We start from the raw sequence: 19535 nt of genomic DNA on the forward strand, positions 1-19535 counted from the left end.
TTCCCGCCTTTACCGGTTGAAGTCGTCCTGAATTCGGATGATGTCGTCCTCCCCGAGGTATTCCCCGTTCTGGATCTCGACGATCTCGAGCGGGACTCGCCCGGGGTTCTCCAGTCTGTGGACGGCGCTCTTCGGGACGAAGACGCTCTCTCCCTCGTGAAAGAGCTGCTCCCTGTCGTTCACGGAGACCTTTGCGGTTCCGCGAACGACCACCCAGTGCTCCGAACGGTGGAAGTGATACTGTAGACTCAACCGCATACCGGGATTGATGGTGATATGCTTGATCTTGAACCGGTCTCCCTGGAAGAGAACGCGATATGTTCCCCACGGCCGCGTGCTCTCCGGTGTCTCGACGAGTTCGCGGCGGTGCAGCGATTTCAGGGCGTGGATCATGCCGCGCATGTTTTGGCAGCAGCCGCGGTTCGCCACCATGAGCGCGTCCTGCGTGTCGACGACGATCATATTGGTCAGTCCCATTCCGACGACCAGGCGCCTGTCTCCGCGCACCAGCGTGTTGGACGAGTCGAAAAGCTGAACGTCGCCTGATGTCGCGTTTCCCGAGACGTCTTTCGGCGAAACGTCGTAGACCGTGTCCCAACAGCCGACGTCGGACCATCCGGCCGCGAGCGGTACGCATCGGATGCCGCCGATCTTCTCCATGATGCTGTACTCCAGCGGAGCCGGAGGAAGCGACGGGAACGCCTCCGTCAGCGCGGCGCTCCCCAGCCGGGCGAGCGCTCCGAGGTCCGGGATGTATTCGTCGAGAGCGGACAGGAAAGATGTAATCGAAAAGCAGAAGATCCCCGCGTTCCAGAAAAAATTCCCCGAATCGATGTACGCTTGCGCGGTCGCCGCGTCCGGTTTTTCCACGAAGCGCGATACATTGCGCCAGGGGAGAGATTCGTCAGGAGGAGCTTCGATATAGCCGTACCCCGTCTCAGGCCACTCCGGCACGATGCCGAACGTGACGAGCGCGTCATCCGACGCCGCTTCGGAAGCGATTTCGACGGCGCGAGAGAATGCCTCCCGGTCGGCGATATAGTGGTCGCTCGGGCAGACCAGCAACAGATCGTCCGGGGCCGCTCCTTCGTCCAGAAGGTGTGTCGCGCCGAGCGCTATGGCGGGCGCGGTGCTTCGCGCGGCAGGCTCGCCGACGACGGGATCCTTCGGAATTCCGACGATGTCTTTCAGCTGATGGGTGACGAGACTCCGCCATCGTTCCGACGCGACGACACGGATCCGCGACGGAGGCACGACGGCGCACATCCGGTCGACGGTTTGCTGCAACAGCGTCCGCGTTCCCGACAGGGACAGAAACTGTTTGGGAAGCTCCTCGCGCGAGAGCGGCCAGAGCCGGGTCCCGCTTCCGCCCGCAAGAATGAGCGCGTGCATCGTTCTATGCGTGGCATTGGCCATGTACGGATCTTCCTCCCGTCCGGAAATTGATCGGCGACGTTCCGTCGCATACCGGGGACCATTCTAACATGCGGCGTCGGGTATAATTGTGGCGTTCGTGTCCGATATCACGCATCACAATCACACGGAGTCGGGAGGTTTCGGCATGAGGCCGGTGCATATCGTCTACGTGACCGCCGGGAACGGTCACCGCATGGCGGCCCGTGCGGTCCGGGAAGAGTTCGACCGCATGGGAGTGCCGAACGTGATCATGGATCTTCTGGATTTCTCCAGCGATCTGTTCAAATGGTCGTACAGCGACGTCTACGCGTTCGTGAGCGAGCATTCGCACCTCGCGTGCCGGATGATGTACGATCTCACGGACCAGAACCGCGAGGAGAGCGTGATGCTTCGCTTTCTCGAGAGCATCACGATGAACCAGGTCACGAAATTCATGCGGTACATCGCGGAAAATGAGCCGGAGGTCATCCTCTGCACGCACTTCTTTCCGCTGAACGTCGTTTCGCGCATGAAGAAACAGGGGCTCTACGGCGGCCGGATCTATACGATCATCACGGACTACGGCCTTCACAGGATGTGGCTCAACGAATACGTCGACCGCTATTTCATCGCGAGCGAATGGATCCGCACCGGCCTGCTCGACGGGGGCGTTCCGGCGGAGCGGATCACGATGTCCGGAATCCCCGTCATGCGTGCGTATGCCGGGTGCGACGGAACTCCGCCGGAGCCGTCCTCCGATGGACGTTTCAGGACGCTCTTCGTGACGAGCAGCATTCCGAATTCACTCGCGCTCGACATCATGGGATCGCTCGGGCGAACGGGCGTCGAAACGGATCTCACGATCGTGACGGGACGGAACCGGGACCTTCTGAGGGATCTCGAACGCGTCGATATGCCTCCGAACGTCCGTCTTTCGACGTACGGGTTCGTGAGCGATCTCGACTCTTTCATGCGGCGTTCCGACCTGCTGGTCACGAAGCCCGGCGGCCTGACCGTCAGCGAGGCGCTCTGTACGGGAATTCCGATGATCCTCGTGAACCCCATCCCGAAGCAGGAGATCAACAATTCCATGTATCTCCAGGAGAACGGCGCCGGGATCCTCGCGCGTTCGGCGGACGACGTCGGCTCGATATTCCTGCGGCTTTCGCGCGACCGGCGGCAGCTCGCGACGATGCGGAAGCGCTCGCGCGCCCTCGCGTTCCCGAACGCGGCGACGACCCTCGTCGAAACGATCCTGGGCGAGACATCGCTCGCGGCGGGGAGCTGAATCGCCGCATGGACCGGATTCCGGACGCCGAATTTCGAGAACGCGGTGTCGACGTGAGGCGACTCTTCGACGTTTCCCCCGATATGTTCGTAATCCGGGACGGAACCGGTCGGTGGCTCTTCGCCAACGGGACGGCGAAACGTCTTTTCGGGATCGACGAAAGGGAGTATGCCGGAGCGGCATTTCAGGATCTTGCGGCCCTCTTCCCGTCGTACGGCGACCTCTTTCTGCGCGCATCGGAAGCTGACGAAGAGACGTGGAGGAGCGGGGACGTCACGCGGCGAGAGGTCGCGATCCCGGATCGCGACGGAGCGGCCAGGACCTTCGATGTGATCCGCGTCCCGTTCTTCTCGAAGGACGGAACACGGAACCTCCTCGTCGCCATGGGACGGGATATAACGGAATACACGCGGACGCTCGCGAACCTCAGGCGGAGCGAGGACATGCTCAACGAAGCGCAGACTCTCGTGAACATGGGGTCGTGGGAGATGGATCTCGTCTCGGGGACGATGATCTGGTCGGACAACATCTTCCGGATGATCGGCTGCGCGCGGAATGAATGCACGCCGGGCCGGGACGTGTTCTATCGGTTCGTCCACCCCGACGATCGCGGGCAAATCCGTGCGATTGCGGAACGAATCCTTTCGGGAAAGCTCGATTCCGCGTCGTACGAATACCGGATGCTGCCTCCCGGAGGCGGCGAGCGGACGCTGCTCGCCGTCACCAGGACGGTCCGGGACGATGCGGGGAATGTCGTGCGCGTTATCGGAACGACACGGGACATTACCGAAAGCCGGCGCGCCGAAAAGGAGCTCCAGCTTGCCACGAGCGTCTTCGACAACACTATCGAAGGGATCGTCATCACGGACGCGGCCGGCACGATCAGGCGCGTGAACGCCGCATTCACCGCGATCACGGGGTATACGGCGCCGGAAGCGGTCGGACGGAATCCGAGGATTCTCAAGTCCGACCGTCACGACGGCGAATTCTACGAGGGGTTCTGGAACACGCTCCTGCGCCGCGGAAAGTGGGAGGGCGAAATCTGGAACCGGCGGAAAAACGGAGAGGTCTACCCCGAATGGATGACGGTCACGGCCGTATACGACAGGGAAGGAAACGTCTCCGAATATGTCTCGGTTTTCAACGATCTGTCGGAAGTGCGTTTCGCGGAGGCGCAGCTCGAATTGCGGACGAACTACGACTACCTCACGGGGCTCCCCGCACGGTCGGTCTTCCTCGACCGCCTGCAGCAGGAACTCGCGGACCGGGAACGTCCCGTACCCCGCATCGGCGTTATGGTTTTCGACATCAACCGCTTCAAGAACATCAACGACACGCTGGGGCATCTCGTCGGCGACCAGGTTCTCCAGGCGGTTGCCGAACGCCTGTCGGCATCGCTCGGCGAGGGGCCGACCGTGACGCGCGTCGGAGGGGACGATTTCTACATTCTTCTCCCGGACGCGGAATCGGTCGAACGGATCGCGTCGCTGGCGGACTCGCTCGTGCGGAGCTTCGATCGTCCCGTGCTCGCGGGGGGACAGACGCTCTTCGTCAGCGCCTCGATCGGCATTGCGGTCTGTCCGGAGGACGGAACGAGCCCCGATGCGCTCCTCAAGAAGGCCGACATGGCGATGAGCAAGGCCAAGGAGATCGGAACGAGCGCATACCGGTTCTTCACGCCCGAACTCGGCGAACGCTCGTCGATGCGGCTTCGCATGGAAAACGCGCTCAGGGGCGCGATCGAGAAGCGCGAGTTCGTGCTGCATTACCAGCCGATGATGTCGCTCGCCGACGGCCAGATCCGCGGCATGGAGGCGCTTCTCAGATGGAACGACCCCGAACGGGGGCTCGTTCCTCCGATGGACTTCATTCCCGTGGCCGAAGATTCCGGACTCATCGTCCCGGTCGGGGACTGGGTTCTCGCCGAAGCGATGCGGCAACGCGCCGAGTGGACGAAGGAGAACGTCCCGGCTTTCCGCGTCGAGATCAACCTGTCTCCGCGGCAATTCCACTCGTCGAAACTTCTCGAGCGTATCCGGTGCGTCATGGACGAGACAGGCGTTCCGCCGTCGGCCGTCGGCGTCGAGGTGACCGAGCAGGGCATCATCGGGAACGTCGACAGCGCGAAGAATACGCTTTTCGGACTCCGGGACATGGGCGTCCACATCCTCATCGACGATTTCGGCACGGGCTATTCGTCTCTCTCTCGCCTCAAGGCGTTGCCGATCGACATCATCAAGATCGACAAATCCTTTCTCTCGAACATCCCGGAGGACGCGAGCAACGTCGCCATCTCGCGGACGATCATCCATCTCGCGCATTCGCTCGGGATCTCCGTTCTCGCGGAAGGGGTCGAAACGCCGGCGCAACTCGAATTCCTGCGCTCGGAGGGGTGCGACCTGGTCCAGGGGTATCTTCTCGGTCACCCCCTGCCGCCGCGGGAAGCTGTCAGGAATCTGAAGGGCGGGGACGCCGGGGCTTCTTTCATACGGAACACCACTCCAGGAAGGGGTTGAGCGTTATGGAGCACGTCAGTTCCACGACACTGTACGACCGGGGAGGGCACAGATTCCTCTTCCTCGGATGGGAGGAACAGGAAGAGGAGACCGCGGTTCAGACGAACCAGTACGTCATCACGTCGGGCGACGAGGTCATGCTCCTCGATCCGGGCGGAGCGCACGTCTTCCCGAGGGTTCTGGCCAACGTCGCGGAGATCGTGGATCTCCGGAAGATCCGTCACATCTTCTACTCGCACCAGGATCCGGACGTCTCCTCGGGAATCACGCTCTGGCTCTCGATGGCCGAGCGCGCAACCGTCCACATCTCAGGACTCTGGGTCCGCTTCCTGCCGCACTTCGGCATCTACGACACGAAGAGGATCGCCGCCATCCCCGACCATGGAGAGACGCTGACCTTCGGGAACGGCGCAGCCGTGAAGCTGATTCCGTCGCACTTCCTTCATTCCACGGGATGCTTCTCGCTGTTCGACCCGCTCTCTCGCGTCCTCTTTTCCGGGGACATCGGCGCCGCGATCTTCCCGAAGGGCGGCCGGTATCCCGAGGCGGGCAGTTTCGAGAGCCACATCCGCCTCATGGAGGGATTCCACAGGCGCTACATGGCGTCGAACGCCGCGTGCAGAAAGTGGGTGTCTCTCGTGCGCGCGCTCGATCCCGCGGTGATCGCTCCGCAACATGGCGCCGTCATGGCTGGGGAGAACGTCGGGAAGTTCCTCGACTGGTTCGAGCGCCTCCAGTGCGGCACGGATGTCCTGGGTGACATCTACGGGAAGTGAGGAGAGATCCGGTATGGATGCCGCCTATTCCGATGTGATCCGCCGCCTCGCGTCGGCGTATTTCGCCGACACCCTGATGAATTCTTTCATGTCGCAGCTCGACGAGGTCCTTGTCAGCCGGGTCCGGCGCGTCGAGGGCGAGATCTCGAACACGACGGAGCGCTTCTCGACGCTTCGGGATATGCTGTCGGAGCTCGAGAGCGACTTTTCGCACAAGAGCGAGGAGACGCGGGAAAGCGTCGGACGGATCGCCAAGATGAACGAGACGCTCGCGCGCGACCTCGAGAAGTCCGGCACGGACCTCGAGGGAATGAGCGAAGATGTCGGCCGGACGGTGGACGCGACCTACGGGACGCTCCAGTCCTTCCTTGAAATCGAAAAGATGTCGAAGGAGATCCAGCGGATCGCCAAACAGACGAACCTTCTCGCACTCAACGCGTCGATCGAGGCCGCCCGGGCGGGGGAGCACGGACGCGGTTTCGCGATCGTGGCGAAAAACGTCCAGGAACTCGCCGCCGAGACGAAGAGCGCCTCGGAATCCATCGCGAAAAAGGTCACGGAAATTTCGTCATCCGTCCAGGATGCGATGGACGATATCCGCAGGGTTACGGATATGTTCGACGTGATCCGGACGTCGCTCGCGTCGTTCACGGAGTTTCTCTCGACCAACAAGAATTTCATGGAACGAATGGATGCTGCGATGACCGATGCGGGCGGAACGATCCGGAGAAGTTCCGACGAGATGGAAGCATCCGTGAAGGTCATGGAGGATGCGTCGCTTCAGTTCGAATCCATGGCCGCGACGATTTCGGCGATCGTTCACGCCCAGAAGAATCTTAAGACGATTCGTCTGTAATGCAATCCGACATGAGATGTGATAATCTCTTGCGGTTATTGAAAAACGACATATCGGCTGAATCAGAGGGAAACGCATGGAGATCCGGAACAGAATTCCGTTGGACGAACTGAAGGACGTCGCCGGTCGCACCGCCGAAGACGTGCTCTCCTCCGACGGCGCCGTCCTCGTCCCGAGAGGCAGCGATATCGGTGCGGTGCTCAGGAGCATTCCGGATTTGCCAGATCAGCTTCGCCGACGGGGCATCGGATACCTTTCCATCGTCAGGAACACAGACGTGTCCTTCGAGGAGTTCTCCGGGATGCTCGATCGTGCCGAACCGTCCATCGAGCGCCTCGATCCCGATCTCGCACGGCACACGCTGCACCAGGTCCAGGAAGTCTATCAGAGGATCGTTTCGGACGCCGACAGCCGCGAGGCGGTGTGGGGACTCGTCCGGGAGGGGCAGACCCTCGCCCGCGAGGTCGCGAAGTCGCCGCAGATCCTTTTGTGTCTTGGACGTGTCCGGAGCTGGGACGAATATACGTTCGTCCATTCCCTGAACGTCTCGCTCCTCGGCTCGTACGTCGCGTCCCATCTCGTGCCGGAACGACCGGATCTCGCGGAAGCGATGGCCGTCGGCGGACTTCTCCACGATCTCGGGAAGGCCTCGATCCCTCTCGGAATCCTGAACAAACCGGGACGACTCACCGAGGACGAGTTCGCGATCATGCGCAGGCACCCCGAATACGGCGAAGCCATTGCGCGGAACTCCGGCGTCGCGGATCCGAAAATCCTCTCGGTGGTCCGCGGTCACCACGAACGATGGGACGGCTGCGGCTACCCCGACGGGACCGCCGCTGAGACGGCCTCCCTCGAAGCGAGGATCGCGGCCGTCGTCGACGTCTTCGACGCGCTGACGACGAAGCGGATCTACAAGGACGCGATGGGGAGCCGGATGGCGGTCTCGCTGATCGTCGGGAGCGCCGGAACGCACTTCGACGGCAGGGTAGTCCGGGCGCTGCTCCGGCAGCTCGGACTCTACCCGCCGGGGACGGTCGTCGAGCTTTCGGACTACAGTATCGGCGTCGTCGCCGGAGCCATGGACCAGGACCTCGTCCGCCCGAAGGTGATCATCGAGCTGGACGGCAAAGGGCGACGGCCGTCAGAAGACGCCCGGTTCGTCGACCTCGGCGCCGGAGACGGCAGGTATATCATCAAGGCCTTCGACGACCTCGGGAAGGGAGGAGACTACTGACCATCGTCCGGTATCCGCGAGCGACAGCGTGTGCTCGATCTCGCCGATCCGCTCCTCGAAGCCGAAGATCGTCGGGTCGATCGAATCGACGGCGGTGTTCAGGTCCCGCATCCCCCGGAATCGGCATCCCTTCGGGAGACGGTTGGCGAAACGCTTGATCTTGAGGAGCGCCTGCAGGTAATTGCGCTCGAACGGGACGACGAGCTTCGCCGCCTCGATGGCGCTCGGCGTGTCCTCCCGGAAGAAGAGCAGCGCGACCTCGAGGTTTTCGTCGACGTCCATTTCCTCGTACCAGATGTTCGCGAGGATCTTCCGGAACCGTTCCCGCGCCTTGACGGGAACGAGCCTCCGGAGGGCGCGGTCGATCTTCTTCAGGCCGTCCCTGAGCATGCCCCCTACGATCGCGGGATCCTGACGCGGCAGCGAATAGTCGCAGATATAGGCGGCCTCGTCCTCGAGAGTGACCTGCTTCCGCAGCAGCCGCCCGAACGCCGGGCGCAACGTCACGCACGCACCCTCCGGCTCGGCTTCGAGAAGGTCGCGGAAGACGAGGTCCGTCCTGAAGTCTTTGTGCTCGAACGGAGAGTCCGCGAGCCACGTCACGTACCCCGTGTCGAAGAGCCCCTTTCGTCCCGCTCGTCCCGCCATCTGCAGGAACTCGATCTTCGAGATCGGCGCATTGTCGTGGTAGTGGACGAGCTGGGCGAACACGGCCGTCTCCGCCGGAAGATTCACTCCGAGCGAGAGCGCATCCGTCCCGACGACGACGTCGAGGATCCGTTCCCGAAAGGCGGCTTCCACCAGAAGCTTCTCCTTCGGCAGCATCCCTCCGTGATAGACGCCGACGCCGCAGAGCAACGGCATCTGAACTTTCGGGACGTCGAGGATGTCGGCGAGTTCGTAGAGGCGCTTCCGCCCCTCGGACGGGATTCTGCGTCGCGCGCGTGCGATCCTGTACGCCAGCTCCCTCGCCCCCTTCTGCGAAAAGACGAAAACGAGCGCGTCGCGGACTGATTCGACCGTCGCTGGCGGTTTCGGACGAAAGATCAGTTCGGTCACGCGTTCGGTGTTCTCGTATACGGTAAAGGGGCGTTCCGACACGGCGGAGAGGTACGAACCGACCGTCTCCGATCCGCCGAACGTCGCGGACATCACGAGGACGGGCGTATCGGGGTGCGTGTCGCGCAGGCCGTCGATGTACGCGCGGGCACGGTCGGGATCCGAGAAGACGTAGTGGAATTCGTCGACGACGAGCCGCTGCCCCGGAAGGCGGCAGTACTTGAGCGTATAGATCTCCTGCGTGCAGCAGACGATCGGAGCGCCTTCGTTCCGCTTGAAGTCGCCCGTCTCGATGCCGACGTCGAGCCCCATGCGCCGCAGGTCGAGATAGCGTTCGTTCGAGAGCGCCTTGATCGGCGCCGTGAATATGACCCGTTCGTCCGGGACTGTGATTCGTCCGTCCCCGAGCATGATTCCCGTCCACAGGTAGGCCACGAGGGTCTTGCCCGTACCTGTCGGGGAAGAGAGCACGGCGCTCCGTCCCCTGATGTGTTCGAAGGCGCGCAGCTGCCAGTCGTAGAAATCCATCGAGTCCGCTCCGTCCGTTGAAGTCCTTTGGTGTGCTCCATGCTAGAATAGCATAGAATCATCGAAAAGCAGGAGGATGCCATGGATCGCTATCGTCACAGCCAGACGGCGAGAATCACGCTCGTGATGTGTCTCGTCATGACGCTTCTTTTTTACGGGATTTACAAATTGGCCGCCGGAGGAGGCTCGACGAGAAATTTCGTCGTGACCCTCGGAATGATGGCGTTCGTGGCGATTCTGTTCTTCAGGATGGAAACCCGGGTGACGGAAGACGCGCTTCTCCTGCGTCTCGGAGTCGGACTCCTCCGGAAGAGGGTCCCGCTCGACTCGATAGCGTCCGTGACGCGGGTCCTGGTTCCGTGGCATTCGATCGGCATCAAGCTCATTCCCGGAGGATGGATCTGGAACGCTTCCGGACGCACCGCGCTGGAGCTCCGTTTTACGAACGGACGGCGCCTTGTCGTCGGGACGGACGACCCGGACGGTCTCTACGCGGCGCTCGGCAAACCCGAAACGGTTTTCGGGGAGGACTGACCTCATGGCGGAGACGCGCATCGTCGTCGGGGACGAAGAACCCGGACCGGGGTGGAGTCGGCTGTTCACGCTGGACACGTCTCCGGTGTCCGACATGCGGGCGGGGGGACGGCGTGAGTTCTTTGCGCAGTCGGGGACCCGCCTTTCGGATATCGTCGCGGAGCGGGATCTCCCCTTCGAAATCGTCATGGATTTTCTCGACAGGAGCCGCAGCTGTCCGGAAAGCCGGGTGCATCTCGACACCGAAAACGAAGGAGGGAACGAAAATGGCTGATCTTGCGACACGCTGGCTCGGAATCTCCCTCGCGAACCCCCTGATCGTGGGCGCGAGCCGTCTTACCGCGGACATGGGCGTCATCAGGAAGATCCAGGATGCCGGAGCGGGCGCCATCGTCACGGCGTCGCTCTTCGAGGAACAGATCACGCTTCAGAACGACCTCCTCGAAGACTTCGCGATGGACTACGACAGCCGGGAACAACCGGAGATCTCGTTTTCCCCGGGGATGGCCTACGCCGGTCCCGAAGAGCATCTCGAATGGCTCGTGCGGGCGCGGAAAGCCGTATCCATACCGATGTTCGCGTCGCTGAATGCGGACACGCACGAAATATGGCGGAACTGGGCGGAGCGCCTCGCCGGGACGGGAGTCGACGGCCTCGAACTCAACCTCTATTCGACGCCCGTCGATCCGTCGGTCGCGGGGAACGCCATCGAGGACGACCAGGTGGCGATCGTGAAGGACGTCTGCCGGACCGTCGCGCCGCTTCCCGTTGCGGTCAAGATGTCGGCGTTCTCCGCGAACCCGCTCAATCTCGCGTCGAGAATGGCGAAGGCCGGCGCGCGCGGCGTCGTCTTCTTCAACCGCTTCTTCCAGCCCGATCTCGACGCGGCGACGGAGGAAAGCGTCTTCACGTTCGACCTGAGCACGGGCATGGAAAACCGGCTCCCGCTGCGTTTCACGGCGCTCGCGAGCGGACGGATCGGCGCGGACATCTGTGCGTCCACAGGGATCGCGTCGGGATTCGACATCGCGAAGATGATCCTCGCCGGAGCGACGGCGGTTCAGGTCGTGAGCGCGATCTACAGAAAGAAGATCTCCGCGATCGGGGCGATGAAAAAGGAACTCCAGCAATGGATGGATATGGCGGGCTACGCGACCGTCGCCGATGCCCTGGGGCGGCGGGACGCGCTCCACAACACGGACCCGCACGCCTGGAAGCGGGCACAGTACGTCCGCATCCTGATGGGAGCGAGGGCGAGCGTCGGACAGTATCCGCTCCTGTAGGACGCGGGAGCTGACATCTCGGGGGAGGCGAAGGAGATGGAACAGGAGAAGAAACCGCTCACGGAAGAAGATCTGCAGCGCGCCGAGGAGATCATCCTCCGGCTGAAGGGGGAGGCTCCCGTTCCGACGGAGCAGGACCTCCTTCTTGACGATGAGGACCTCGACGAAATCCTGAAAGTCAAAGAGACCGGCGAATAGACGACCCTGCAACAAATAAAAGACGGGATCCACCCCCCTCAGGGGGAGGGGCCCGTCTTTTTTTGTCGCCGGTACGAAAAACAAGTTGTGCTATAATACAAAAACATTCTTGGTATCATATCCTATTTACAGACAACTCTCCCGTTTCAGGATTTTCACCGCGCTTCGCTCCCACCGCAATTTCCAGGAGGTGATACGGCAATGACCGAGAGGAATTCCGGCGACGCTCCATTCGAAGTTCGCACGTGCGAACTTGTCACCATCAGCACGGGCATCCATGCGAGAACGATCGGCGAACTGCGCCAGGCCGTTACGATCGTTCCGGAAGGGTGCCTCCACTATCATTTCTGGGGACGAAGACTCCGTCCCCAGATCGGAGAAACGGAATACTTCAACGATTTCGCCGAATGGATCGCCCGTTCCCTGAGAGACATCACTCTCGCGGAACGACTGAGCGCCGTGAACCCGGAGGAGCACGAATCGCTCGAAGGCGTCCGGCGCGAAATCCTCGGAAGGATCGACGAACGCATGGACGAAGACGATTCGCTCACATGGGCGAAGAGCGATCATCCGTTTTTCTTCGTGCGGGCGCAGATCCTCGTCTTCCCGACGGACAAACGCTTCTCGGGAGTCGAGGAACTTCCGGAAGCGGTGAGTTCCTTCGATCGGGGAAGCGTGTTTTATCACATCATCGACGCCAGGAGACGGACACGCGCGAAGGAGGACGATATCTCGTCCTGGCTCGCCGGTTTCGGCAGTCGGACGGATTCGCTGCGTCGGAAGCTCGGGAGGATCGACCCTTTCATCTTCGCGCTCGACCAGTTGCGCGAGGAAATCGTCGCGGCCGTCCGCGGCGACGGAACAGGCTCCGAAGGGAGGTCTCCGGAATGAGCGGAATGCTTCAGGAGTACGAACGCGTCGTCCACCCGACCGTTCTCTCGCAGATTCGTCTTCTCGGGCGCAAGCTTGCAGGGGCCTCCGTCGTCCATGTGAATTCGACGCGTTCAGGTGGAGGCGTCGCGGAAATTCTCGACCGGTTCGTCCCGCTCATGGAGGAACTCGGAATCGACGTCCGATGGGAGGTCATCTCGGGCGCGGATGAGTTTTTCGCGGTCACGAAACGGATGCACAACGCGATCCAGGGGGCGGGACAGGCGCTCTCGGACGCGATGAAGAAGACATACACGGAAACGAATGGAGCCAACGCGGAAGTGCTGAGAAGCGTTCTCGAGGCGGCGGATTTCGTGTTCATCCACGATCCTCAGCCAGCCGCGCTCCTCAGGATGTGTCCGGGACGGCGCGGAAAATGGATCTGGCGGTGCCACATCGACTCCGGACGCCCGGAACGGCGTGTCTGGGACTTCCTTCGCGAATGGGTCGAACCGTACGATGCGAGCGTCTTTTCGATGGCCGAATACGCGCAGCCGTTGCCGCATCCGGAATATATCGTTCCTCCAAGTATCGATCCCCTGAGCGAAAAGAACGTCGAACTCCCGGAAGACGAGATCCGACGGGTTCTCATTTCCTTCGGAATCGATCCCGAGCGCCCCGTGACGCTCCAGGTATCGCGCTTCGACCGCTTCAAGGATCCGGTCGGAGTCATAGAAGCCTACCGGCTCTGCAGGCGTTCGATGGACCTGCAGCTCGTGTTGGCCGGGGGCGACGCCGCGGACGATCCGGAGGGGGCCGCAGTGCTCCGGGAGGTTCGCGAGGCGGCCGCGGACGATCCGGATATCCATGTCCTCACGCTGCCGTCGGATGCGCACCGGACGATCAACGCGCTGCAGCGCGGCGCGGATGTCGTCATCCAGAAGTCGACGAAGGAAGGATTCGGGCTCACGGTCGCGGAGGGGATGTGGAAGCACCGTCCCGTAATCGGGGGAGACACGGGGGGCATCCGCATCCAGGTCATCGATCACGTGACGGGCTTCCGCGTCCGGACGCCGGAGGGCGCCGCGCTCTGGATGCGCTATCTGGTCCGGCATCCCGGGGAAGCGAAGACGATGGGAGAAAAGGCGTATGCGTTCGTCCGGGAGCACTTTCTGATCACCCGACAGCTCCGGAACGAACTCAGCGTCATGGTCGCTCTCGGCGCCGGAGAAACCGACAGCCTCGAGGTCTTCCTGTGATCGGGACGCCTCCGATTCCCGAGGGGTTCTGGAGGAAAGCGGCCGCGAGCGAATCCCCCGTTCTGATTCTCGATTACGACGGAACTCTCGCGCCCTTTTGCGACGATCCATCGCGTGCGGTTCCGTATCCCGGAGTCCGGGAGCTGCTTATCCGTATCTCCCGCAGCCGGACGAGAGTCGCGGTCGTTTCGGGGCGCCCCGCGCGGGAGATTTTCGGACTTCTCGACACGCCGGGGATTGATCTGTGGGGCGAACACGGCGGGGAACGTTTCCGCGACGGCGCTTCTGTTTTTCTCTTCCCGCCGGGGGCGGAACAGGAGACGCTCTTTGCCAAAGCCGTTGAAATGGCGCAGAGAGAAAGCCCCGGGGTGCGACTCGAGCGCAAGCGACTTTCGCTCGCGGCCCACGTGCGCGGCGTTCCGGAGGGAGAACGCCGTCTCGACGTTCTCGAACGCGTGTGGCGCTCCCTGCTCGGTGAGAGACGGGAGGAAATCTCGTTGCAGCGGTTCGACGGAGGAATCGAACTGCGCCCTCAGCGAGTCGGCAAGGCCCTGGCCGTCTCGGAAATCCTTTCCGGAACGGGGAAAGACGACGCCGTTGCCTATCTCGGAGACGATTTCACGGACGAGGACGCGTTTCTCGCTCTCGGAGCAAGGGGACTCGCGGTTCTCGTCCGGAAGGAACCGAGACCGACGGCAGCCCGACATCGGATCGTTCCGCCGGAGGAACTCCTCCTGTTTCTCGGACGATGGGCGGCGTCGGTGGAAGGAGGGGGCCCCGAATGAGGAAGCATGCGCGGTTTGTCGTCGTCTCGAACAGGCTTCCGGTCGTCATCGAACGGAACTCGGACGGACTCCGCGCGATTCCGGGATCGGGAGGACTCATTTCGGCAATGACTCCCGTGCTGCGGGCGCGGGGAGGGATGTGGATCGGGTGGCCGGGACATTCGGACGGCGTCCCGGAGCCGGAGGTCCTCCAGACCCTCGAGGCGGGGAGTGCGGACTGGGGATTCGACCTGGTCCCGGTCTTTCTGCCCGAGGACGTCGCGACAGGATACTACGACGGATTTTCCAACGCGACGATCTGGCCGCTGTTCCACGATCTCCAGGGACGAACCGTCTTCGAGATCGCGTACCACAAGGCCTACCTCGATGCGAACCGGATGTTCGCCGACTGCGTGGAATCCTGCACCGAGGAGCGGGACTTCGTGTGGGTGCACGACTATCATCTCATGGATGTCGCCCGGTTCCTCAGGGAGCACGGGACGAAGAGAACCTGCGCCTTCTTCCTGCACATTCCGTTCCCGCCGCCCGACATCTTCATGAAACTTCCGTGGAGGCGGGAGATCCTCGAGGCGCTCTTCCACTACGATCTCTTGGGGTTCCAGACATTTCGCGACCGCAGGAACTTCCTCGATTGCGTGGACGACATTTCCCCATGTTCGCACCCTTCCGGTCGGGGCAACGTGATCCGCATCCGGAGGGAGAACCGTCAGGTCGGTCTCGGGGTGTTTCCGATAGGGATCGACGCGCGTGAATTCGAGAATATCTCCCGGAGCGCTTCGGCGCACCTCGCCGAGCAGAGCGTTCGGGAGACCGCCGGCAACCGGAAAATCATTCTCGGCGTCGACCGTCTTGACTATACGAAGGGAATCCCCCACAGGCTGAAGGCGTTCGAGAAAGCGCTGGGGACGCACCCCGAGCTGTGCGGAAATGTTACGTTCCTTCAGATAGCGGTCCCGAGCCGGGAAGGAGTCGAAGGGTACCTTCCCCTGCGGCGGGAAATCGAACAGATCGCGGGGCACATCAACGGACGGTTCACGTCATCCGGATGGGTTCCCGTCGTCCTCATGGTCAGGGGCGTGAACCGGGAGGAACTTGTCGCCCACTACAGGGCCGCCGATGTGGCGATGGTCACTCCGCTCAAGGACGGGATGAACCTCGTGTGCAAGGAGTACTGCGCGGCCCGGACTGACGGGGCGGGCGTCCTTGTCCTCAGCGAATTCGCGGGAGCGGCGGCGCAGCTCTACAGGGGCGCGATGCTCGTGAATCCGCACGATATCGACGGGACTGCGGACGCAATCGCCGAGGCGGTCTCTATGCCGCGGAAGGAGCAGCGGAGGCGCATGCGGCTGCTGCGGAACACGATCCGGCAGAAGGATGTCTACTGGTGGATGGACACCTTTATCCAGGTGGCTTCGGGAAGAAAGGCGAGCGAGTTCTTCGACGGAGAGTCGCTTCGCCCGTATCCCCAATTTCTCTACAAGGGAGAAGCGACGGACGTCACTCCTTCGCCGCCGGCCGGAAGTTCAGGACGGCCGGGATCGCGAACAGCGGCGCCAGTCCGAGCAGAACCATCGTGACGTGAAGGCCGAACGCGTCGGCGACGGCGCCGAGCGGCGCCGTGAAGAGGCCTCCGAGCCCGAACGCAAACCCCATAATGATTGAACTCGCCATCGCGCGCGCGTGCGGGGCGGCCTCCTGCGCCATCGCGTTCGTGATCGGCTCGGTCGCCGTCAGAGCCCCGTATCCCAGCATGTAAAGGAAGACGGAAACCCACCCGTCGGTCAGCGCGGCAGGAACGAGAAGCGCCGGAGAGACCGCGAGCAGCGGCGCGAGCGTCCTGTTGCGTCCGCGGCGTTCCGCGACACGGCTGAATACGAGCGGCGACACGGCGGACGAAATCACGACGACGAAAAGCACCGTTCCGATCATCTCGAGCGTTCCCCCGCGCGCGGCGACGACGACGGGCAGGAAAAAGCGGATTCCCTGCTCGGAGATCGAACGGAACACCGACACGAGCCAGACCTTCCAGACCTTTCCGAAAACGTCCCCGAAACTGCGGATGATCCCCGTCGAGACAAAGACGCCGTCGCGGTCCCTGAGTTTCGGGATCATAACGAACGCGAGTGCCGTCGCAGCGGCGACCGGAACGATCGCGACCGCCCACATCCACCTGACCCCGATAACGCGGGCGAGCGTCACGGCGTACAGGGGGCTCACGGAGGCGGCCAGCATACCGCCGAGTCCGAAGATCGCGATGTACGTCGAGAGGTTGCACCCGCCGCAGAGGTGTCCCACGCCGCCGCTCCCCTGCGGATGGAAGATCGCGCTTCCGGTGCTCCAGAGACCCGCGAGAAACAGTGCGGCGGCGTAGTTCGGCGAGATCGGGAAGAGTGTCGCGCCGATGCACGCGAGCAGCGGACCGAGGAGGATGCACCACGGCCGTTCGGTCCGATCGGACCAGTAGCCGAAAAGTGGCTGGCCGAACATCGTGATGAGCCCCGCGAGCGAGTTCAGCGCTCCGGCCTGCGCGAGCGAGAGGCCGAGCCTCCTGACGATTTCTGGCACGAACGTCGGCAGAAAGGCGACATTGACGTCGTTCAGAAAGTGCAGCAGGCTGAGCAGCGCGATCTGTACTGGAGGGCGGGCATTTCGGACATTCATGGGAATCACTCCTGGTTCCGGGACGGGCTGTCCGGCGGCGAATTGTATGCCATTATAGCAGTCCCACACCTTGTCCAGAAGAGTGATTCGGCGTTTCGTTCCGCGAGACGCGATGCCTCTTCCCAGGAGTCCTGCCCTTGACGGAGTGCTCACGGTGACGGATTATACGCGTATCAGGAAAAGAACGACGAGAGGTGAAACGGGATGACCTCGCTCACGAACATGCTTCTGGCGCTCTGGGCCCTCGTCGCGACGTCGGCGGCCGCGCTGTTCCTGTTCCGTTCACGCAGGAGGAGCCCTCGTGTGGACGTTCAGGGAGGGATCGAACAGCTCCGTTCCATCGGACATCTGTCGGTCTACCGCGCATTCACGCGCGAAATCGTCACGGAAACGGATCACTCGTGGGGAGACTTCGGGCGCAAGTATCTCTCCTGGATCCTGTCGTCCCGCAAGATGGCGATGATTTTCGAATTCGAGATCGATTTCAGGTACGACCTCCGGGACCCGGGGTTCGCCATCGAGCCCGTCGACGACGAACTCGTCGACATAAGAATGCCGCCCTGCCGCTGCGAGACGCGGATCCGCGACATCCGGTTCTACGACGAGCAGAGATCCCGCCTGCTTCCGTGGCTTCTGCCGGATCTCGTGAACGGATTTCTCGGGGACGACTTTCGGGAGGACGACCGGAACCGCCTCGTCAGGGCGGCGCGCTCGCACGCCGAATCGCGCGCGATGGCGCTCGTGCGCGACATACAGCCGGAAGTTTTCGCGTCCGCGCGGGCGACTCTCGAATCGCTCGCCCGCGGCTTCGGGATCCGCGTCGCGGAGATTTCGTTCGCGGAAGGGAATACGATGACAGTTTCACAGGACGTCGGAAGCAGGGCGGCCTGACCGCCCTGCGGTCATTTCGTCCCTTCCGGACCTCCGACGTGCGTGCGCAACTCCTCCATGGTGACCCTGGTCAGCTCGGCCGCAGGAAGCATTGAGATCAGGTACCATCCCATGTCGAGCGACTGCCCGATTTCGCGGTTTTCGTCCGATCCCTGCGCGATGAAATGCTCTTCGAAGGCCTTCCCGAATTCGAGGTACTTTTTGTCCGTGTCCCCTATTTCATCCTCGCCGACGACCCCCGCGAGGGATCTGGCATCCTGCGTCCGGCTGTATGCCGCAAAGAGCTGGCTCGATACTCCCGGGTGGTCGTCGCGCGTGAACCCCTTCCCGATCCCGTCTTTCATGAGACGCGAGAGACTCGTGAGGGGATCGACCGGCGGGTAGATGCCGCGAGCGTCGAGTTCGCGCGACAGTACGATCTGTCCTTCAGTGATGAACCCCGTCAGGTCCGGGATCGGGTGCGTGATGTCGTCGTTCGGCATCGTCAGGATCGGAAGCTGCGTCACGCTTCCCGCACGTCCCCGTATCACGCCCGCGCGTTCGTACATCGAGGCGAGATCGCTGTAGAGGTACGCGGGGTATCCCTTGCGGCTCGGAACTTCGCCGCGGGCGACGCTGAGCTCACGGAGAGCCTCGGCGTAACTCGTCATATCGGTCAGGATGACGAGGACGTGCATCCCGAGGTCGAATGCGAGGTATTCGGCCGCCGTCAGGGCGAGTCGCGGCGTCGCGATGCGCTCGATGACGGGGTCGTCGGCCGTGTTGAGAAAGAGGACCAGGTTGTTTCCCTGCCCCGATTCCTGGAGCCGGGTCGTGAAGAACGCCGCGTCGTCGTGCCGGATGCCGATCCCGGCGAAGACGACGGCGAAGTTTTCGGCTCCGACAAGGCGCGACTGCGTTGCGATCTGGACGGCGAGCCGGTTGTGGGGCAGTCCGTTGCCGGAAAATATGGGAAGCTTCTGCCCTCGGATGAGCGTCATGAGAGTGTCGACGACGGAGATTCCCGTCGAAATGAAATCCCTCGGATACTGGCGCGCCATCGGATTGATGGGAGCTCCGTTCACGTTCCTGAGTTCCCCTCCGAGAACGGTGCCGCACCCGTCCAGAGGGCGGCCGAGACCATCGAACGTCCGACCTATCATCGACGGAGCGACCGATATCTCGAGCGGTATTCCCGAGAAACGAAGGCGCGTATCCGAAGGCGCGAGCCCTTCCGTGCCGGAGAATACCTGGACGAGAGTCGCATTCTCGCCGACGAGCACGACCTTACCCTGCCTCCGGGATCCTCCCGGAGCCTCGATCTCCACGAGCTCGTCATATCCCACACCCTGAATGCCGCCGAGCATCAGGAACGGTCCGTCTATCGCGTCGACTCCCACGTATTCGGTGCGTGCCACGG

At 62.5% G+C, this 19535-nt stretch carries 18 protein-coding genes; 14 read left to right on the forward strand and 4 right to left on the reverse strand.

The genetic code is table 11. The features are described 5' to 3' along the window. Window positions 1–9: 9 nt before the first annotated feature. Entirely contained in the window at window positions 10–1416 is a 1407-nt protein-coding gene (locus ACZ5IU_RS10440; RefSeq protein ID WP_464417010.1) for a mannose-1-phosphate guanylyltransferase/mannose-6-phosphate isomerase, read from the reverse strand. A 145-nt stretch (window positions 1417–1561) separates the two neighbouring features. Between ACZ5IU_RS10440 and ACZ5IU_RS10445 the strand changes: the two genes are divergently transcribed. The 5 genes from ACZ5IU_RS10445 (at window position 1562) to ACZ5IU_RS10465 (ending at window position 8068) form a co-directional block, all read left to right on the forward strand. Continuing rightward, window positions 1562–2683, forward strand: coding sequence for an MGDG synthase family glycosyltransferase (locus tag ACZ5IU_RS10445; RefSeq protein WP_464417012.1), 1122 nt, complete (start codon window positions 1562–1564; stop codon window positions 2681–2683). Window positions 2684–2691: 8 nt separating this feature from the next. Continuing rightward, window positions 2692–5199, forward strand: a complete 2508-nt coding sequence (locus ACZ5IU_RS10450; RefSeq protein ID WP_464417014.1) for a sensor domain-containing protein — start codon at window positions 2692–2694, stop codon at window positions 5197–5199. 5 nt (window positions 5200–5204) lie between these two features. Further along, window positions 5205–5975 (forward strand): oxygen-binding di-iron domain-containing protein, encoded by a 771-nt coding sequence (locus ACZ5IU_RS10455; RefSeq protein ID WP_464417016.1) that lies wholly within the window; start codon window positions 5205–5207, stop codon window positions 5973–5975. A gap of 13 nt (window positions 5976–5988) precedes the next feature. Continuing rightward, complete coding sequence (locus ACZ5IU_RS10460) at window positions 5989–6831, forward strand: methyl-accepting chemotaxis protein (RefSeq protein ID WP_464417018.1); 843 nt, start codon at window positions 5989–5991, stop codon at window positions 6829–6831. A gap of 76 nt (window positions 6832–6907) precedes the next feature. Further along, on the forward strand, window positions 6908–8068 hold the full coding sequence (locus ACZ5IU_RS10465) for an HD-GYP domain-containing protein (RefSeq protein WP_464417020.1): 1161 nt from the start codon (window positions 6908–6910) through the stop codon (window positions 8066–8068). Here the strand turns inward: ACZ5IU_RS10465 and ACZ5IU_RS10470 are convergent. Beyond that, complete coding sequence (locus ACZ5IU_RS10470; RefSeq protein ID WP_464417022.1) at window positions 7976–9655, reverse strand: DEAD/DEAH box helicase; 1680 nt, start codon at window positions 9653–9655, stop codon at window positions 7976–7978. The two genes, ACZ5IU_RS10465 and ACZ5IU_RS10470, sit on opposite strands and share 93 nt — an antisense overlap. Before the next feature lie 81 nt (window positions 9656–9736). Between ACZ5IU_RS10470 and ACZ5IU_RS10475 the strand changes: the two genes are divergently transcribed. The 8 genes from ACZ5IU_RS10475 to ACZ5IU_RS10510 all read left to right on the forward strand — a co-directional run bounded on the left by ACZ5IU_RS10475 (window position 9737) and on the right by ACZ5IU_RS10510 (window position 16161). Continuing rightward, the gene (locus tag ACZ5IU_RS10475; protein WP_464417024.1) at window positions 9737–10189 is read left to right on the forward strand and encodes a hypothetical protein; all 453 of its coding nucleotides are present in this window, start codon (window positions 9737–9739) and stop codon (window positions 10187–10189) included. A gap of 4 nt (window positions 10190–10193) precedes the next feature. After that, complete coding sequence (locus ACZ5IU_RS10480; protein ID WP_464417026.1) at window positions 10194–10463, forward strand: hypothetical protein; 270 nt, start codon at window positions 10194–10196, stop codon at window positions 10461–10463. Then, complete coding sequence (locus ACZ5IU_RS10485; RefSeq protein ID WP_464417028.1) at window positions 10456–11472, forward strand: dihydroorotate dehydrogenase-like protein; 1017 nt, start codon at window positions 10456–10458, stop codon at window positions 11470–11472. Before ACZ5IU_RS10480 ends, ACZ5IU_RS10485 begins: the two co-directional genes overlap by 8 nt. Before the next feature lie 36 nt (window positions 11473–11508). Next, window positions 11509–11670: a hypothetical protein gene (locus ACZ5IU_RS10490; protein WP_464417030.1), complete on the forward strand. Its 162-nt coding sequence runs from the start codon at window positions 11509–11511 to the stop codon at window positions 11668–11670. 201 nt (window positions 11671–11871) lie between these two features. Then, entirely contained in the window at window positions 11872–12561 is a 690-nt protein-coding gene (locus ACZ5IU_RS10495; RefSeq protein WP_464417032.1) for a DUF5752 family protein, read from the forward strand. Beyond that, window positions 12558–13799, forward strand: a complete 1242-nt coding sequence (locus tag ACZ5IU_RS10500) for a glycosyltransferase (RefSeq protein WP_464417034.1) — start codon at window positions 12558–12560, stop codon at window positions 13797–13799. The genes ACZ5IU_RS10495 and ACZ5IU_RS10500 overlap by 4 nt, the downstream gene beginning before the upstream one ends. Further along, a complete protein-coding gene (gene otsB, locus ACZ5IU_RS10505; RefSeq protein ID WP_464417036.1) occupies window positions 13796–14584 on the forward strand; it encodes a trehalose-phosphatase in 789 nt (262 codons plus the stop codon). The genes ACZ5IU_RS10500 and otsB overlap by 4 nt, the downstream gene beginning before the upstream one ends. Then, on the forward strand, window positions 14581–16161 hold the full coding sequence (locus tag ACZ5IU_RS10510; protein WP_464417038.1) for an alpha,alpha-trehalose-phosphate synthase (UDP-forming): 1581 nt from the start codon (window positions 14581–14583) through the stop codon (window positions 16159–16161). The genes otsB and ACZ5IU_RS10510 overlap by 4 nt, the downstream gene beginning before the upstream one ends. Here the strand turns inward: ACZ5IU_RS10510 and ACZ5IU_RS10515 are convergent. Next, window positions 16082–17245 (reverse strand): MFS transporter, encoded by a 1164-nt coding sequence (locus ACZ5IU_RS10515; protein WP_464417040.1) that lies wholly within the window; start codon window positions 17243–17245, stop codon window positions 16082–16084. The two genes, ACZ5IU_RS10510 and ACZ5IU_RS10515, sit on opposite strands and share 80 nt — an antisense overlap. Window positions 17246–17449: 204 nt before the next feature. Between ACZ5IU_RS10515 and ACZ5IU_RS10520 the strand changes: the two genes are divergently transcribed. Then, entirely contained in the window at window positions 17450–18136 is a 687-nt protein-coding gene (locus tag ACZ5IU_RS10520; protein WP_464417042.1) for a DUF4230 domain-containing protein, read from the forward strand. An 11-nt stretch (window positions 18137–18147) separates the two neighbouring features. Here ACZ5IU_RS10520 and ACZ5IU_RS10525 read toward each other — a convergent pair whose 3' ends face one another. Then, window positions 18148–19533: a V-type ATP synthase subunit B gene (locus ACZ5IU_RS10525; RefSeq protein WP_464417043.1), complete on the reverse strand. Its 1386-nt coding sequence runs from the start codon at window positions 19531–19533 to the stop codon at window positions 18148–18150. Window positions 19534–19535: the final 2 nt, after the last annotated feature.

It is taken from the genome of Lactivibrio alcoholicus, from assembly GCF_055390895.1.

Coding starts and splice junctions, on each gene's coding strand:
- ACZ5IU_RS10440 (WP_464417010.1), bottom strand. CDS start 1,416: ATGGCCAATGCCACGCATAGAACGATGCACGCGCTCATTCTTGCGGGC.
- ACZ5IU_RS10515 (WP_464417040.1), bottom strand. CDS start 17,245: ATGAATGTCCGAAATGCCCGCCCTCCAGTACAGATCGCGCTGCTCAGC.
- ACZ5IU_RS10480 (WP_464417026.1), top strand. CDS start 10,194: ATGGCGGAGACGCGCATCGTCGTCGGGGACGAAGAACCCGGACCGGGG.
- ACZ5IU_RS10460 (WP_464417018.1), top strand. CDS start 5,989: ATGGATGCCGCCTATTCCGATGTGATCCGCCGCCTCGCGTCGGCGTAT.
- ACZ5IU_RS10500 (WP_464417034.1), top strand. CDS start 12,558: ATGAGCGGAATGCTTCAGGAGTACGAACGCGTCGTCCACCCGACCGTT.
- ACZ5IU_RS10485 (WP_464417028.1), top strand. CDS start 10,456: ATGGCTGATCTTGCGACACGCTGGCTCGGAATCTCCCTCGCGAACCCC.
- ACZ5IU_RS10465 (WP_464417020.1), top strand. CDS start 6,908: ATGGAGATCCGGAACAGAATTCCGTTGGACGAACTGAAGGACGTCGCC.
- ACZ5IU_RS10445 (WP_464417012.1), top strand. CDS start 1,562: ATGAGGCCGGTGCATATCGTCTACGTGACCGCCGGGAACGGTCACCGC.
- ACZ5IU_RS10490 (WP_464417030.1), top strand. CDS start 11,509: ATGGAACAGGAGAAGAAACCGCTCACGGAAGAAGATCTGCAGCGCGCC.
- ACZ5IU_RS10475 (WP_464417024.1), top strand. CDS start 9,737: ATGGATCGCTATCGTCACAGCCAGACGGCGAGAATCACGCTCGTGATG.
- ACZ5IU_RS10520 (WP_464417042.1), top strand. CDS start 17,450: ATGACCTCGCTCACGAACATGCTTCTGGCGCTCTGGGCCCTCGTCGCG.
- ACZ5IU_RS10450 (WP_464417014.1), top strand. CDS start 2,692: ATGGACCGGATTCCGGACGCCGAATTTCGAGAACGCGGTGTCGACGTG.
- ACZ5IU_RS10495 (WP_464417032.1), top strand. CDS start 11,872: ATGACCGAGAGGAATTCCGGCGACGCTCCATTCGAAGTTCGCACGTGC.
- ACZ5IU_RS10470 (WP_464417022.1), bottom strand. CDS start 9,655: ATGGATTTCTACGACTGGCAGCTGCGCGCCTTCGAACACATCAGGGGA.
- ACZ5IU_RS10455 (WP_464417016.1), top strand. CDS start 5,205: ATGGAGCACGTCAGTTCCACGACACTGTACGACCGGGGAGGGCACAGA.
- ACZ5IU_RS10510 (WP_464417038.1), top strand. CDS start 14,581: ATGAGGAAGCATGCGCGGTTTGTCGTCGTCTCGAACAGGCTTCCGGTC.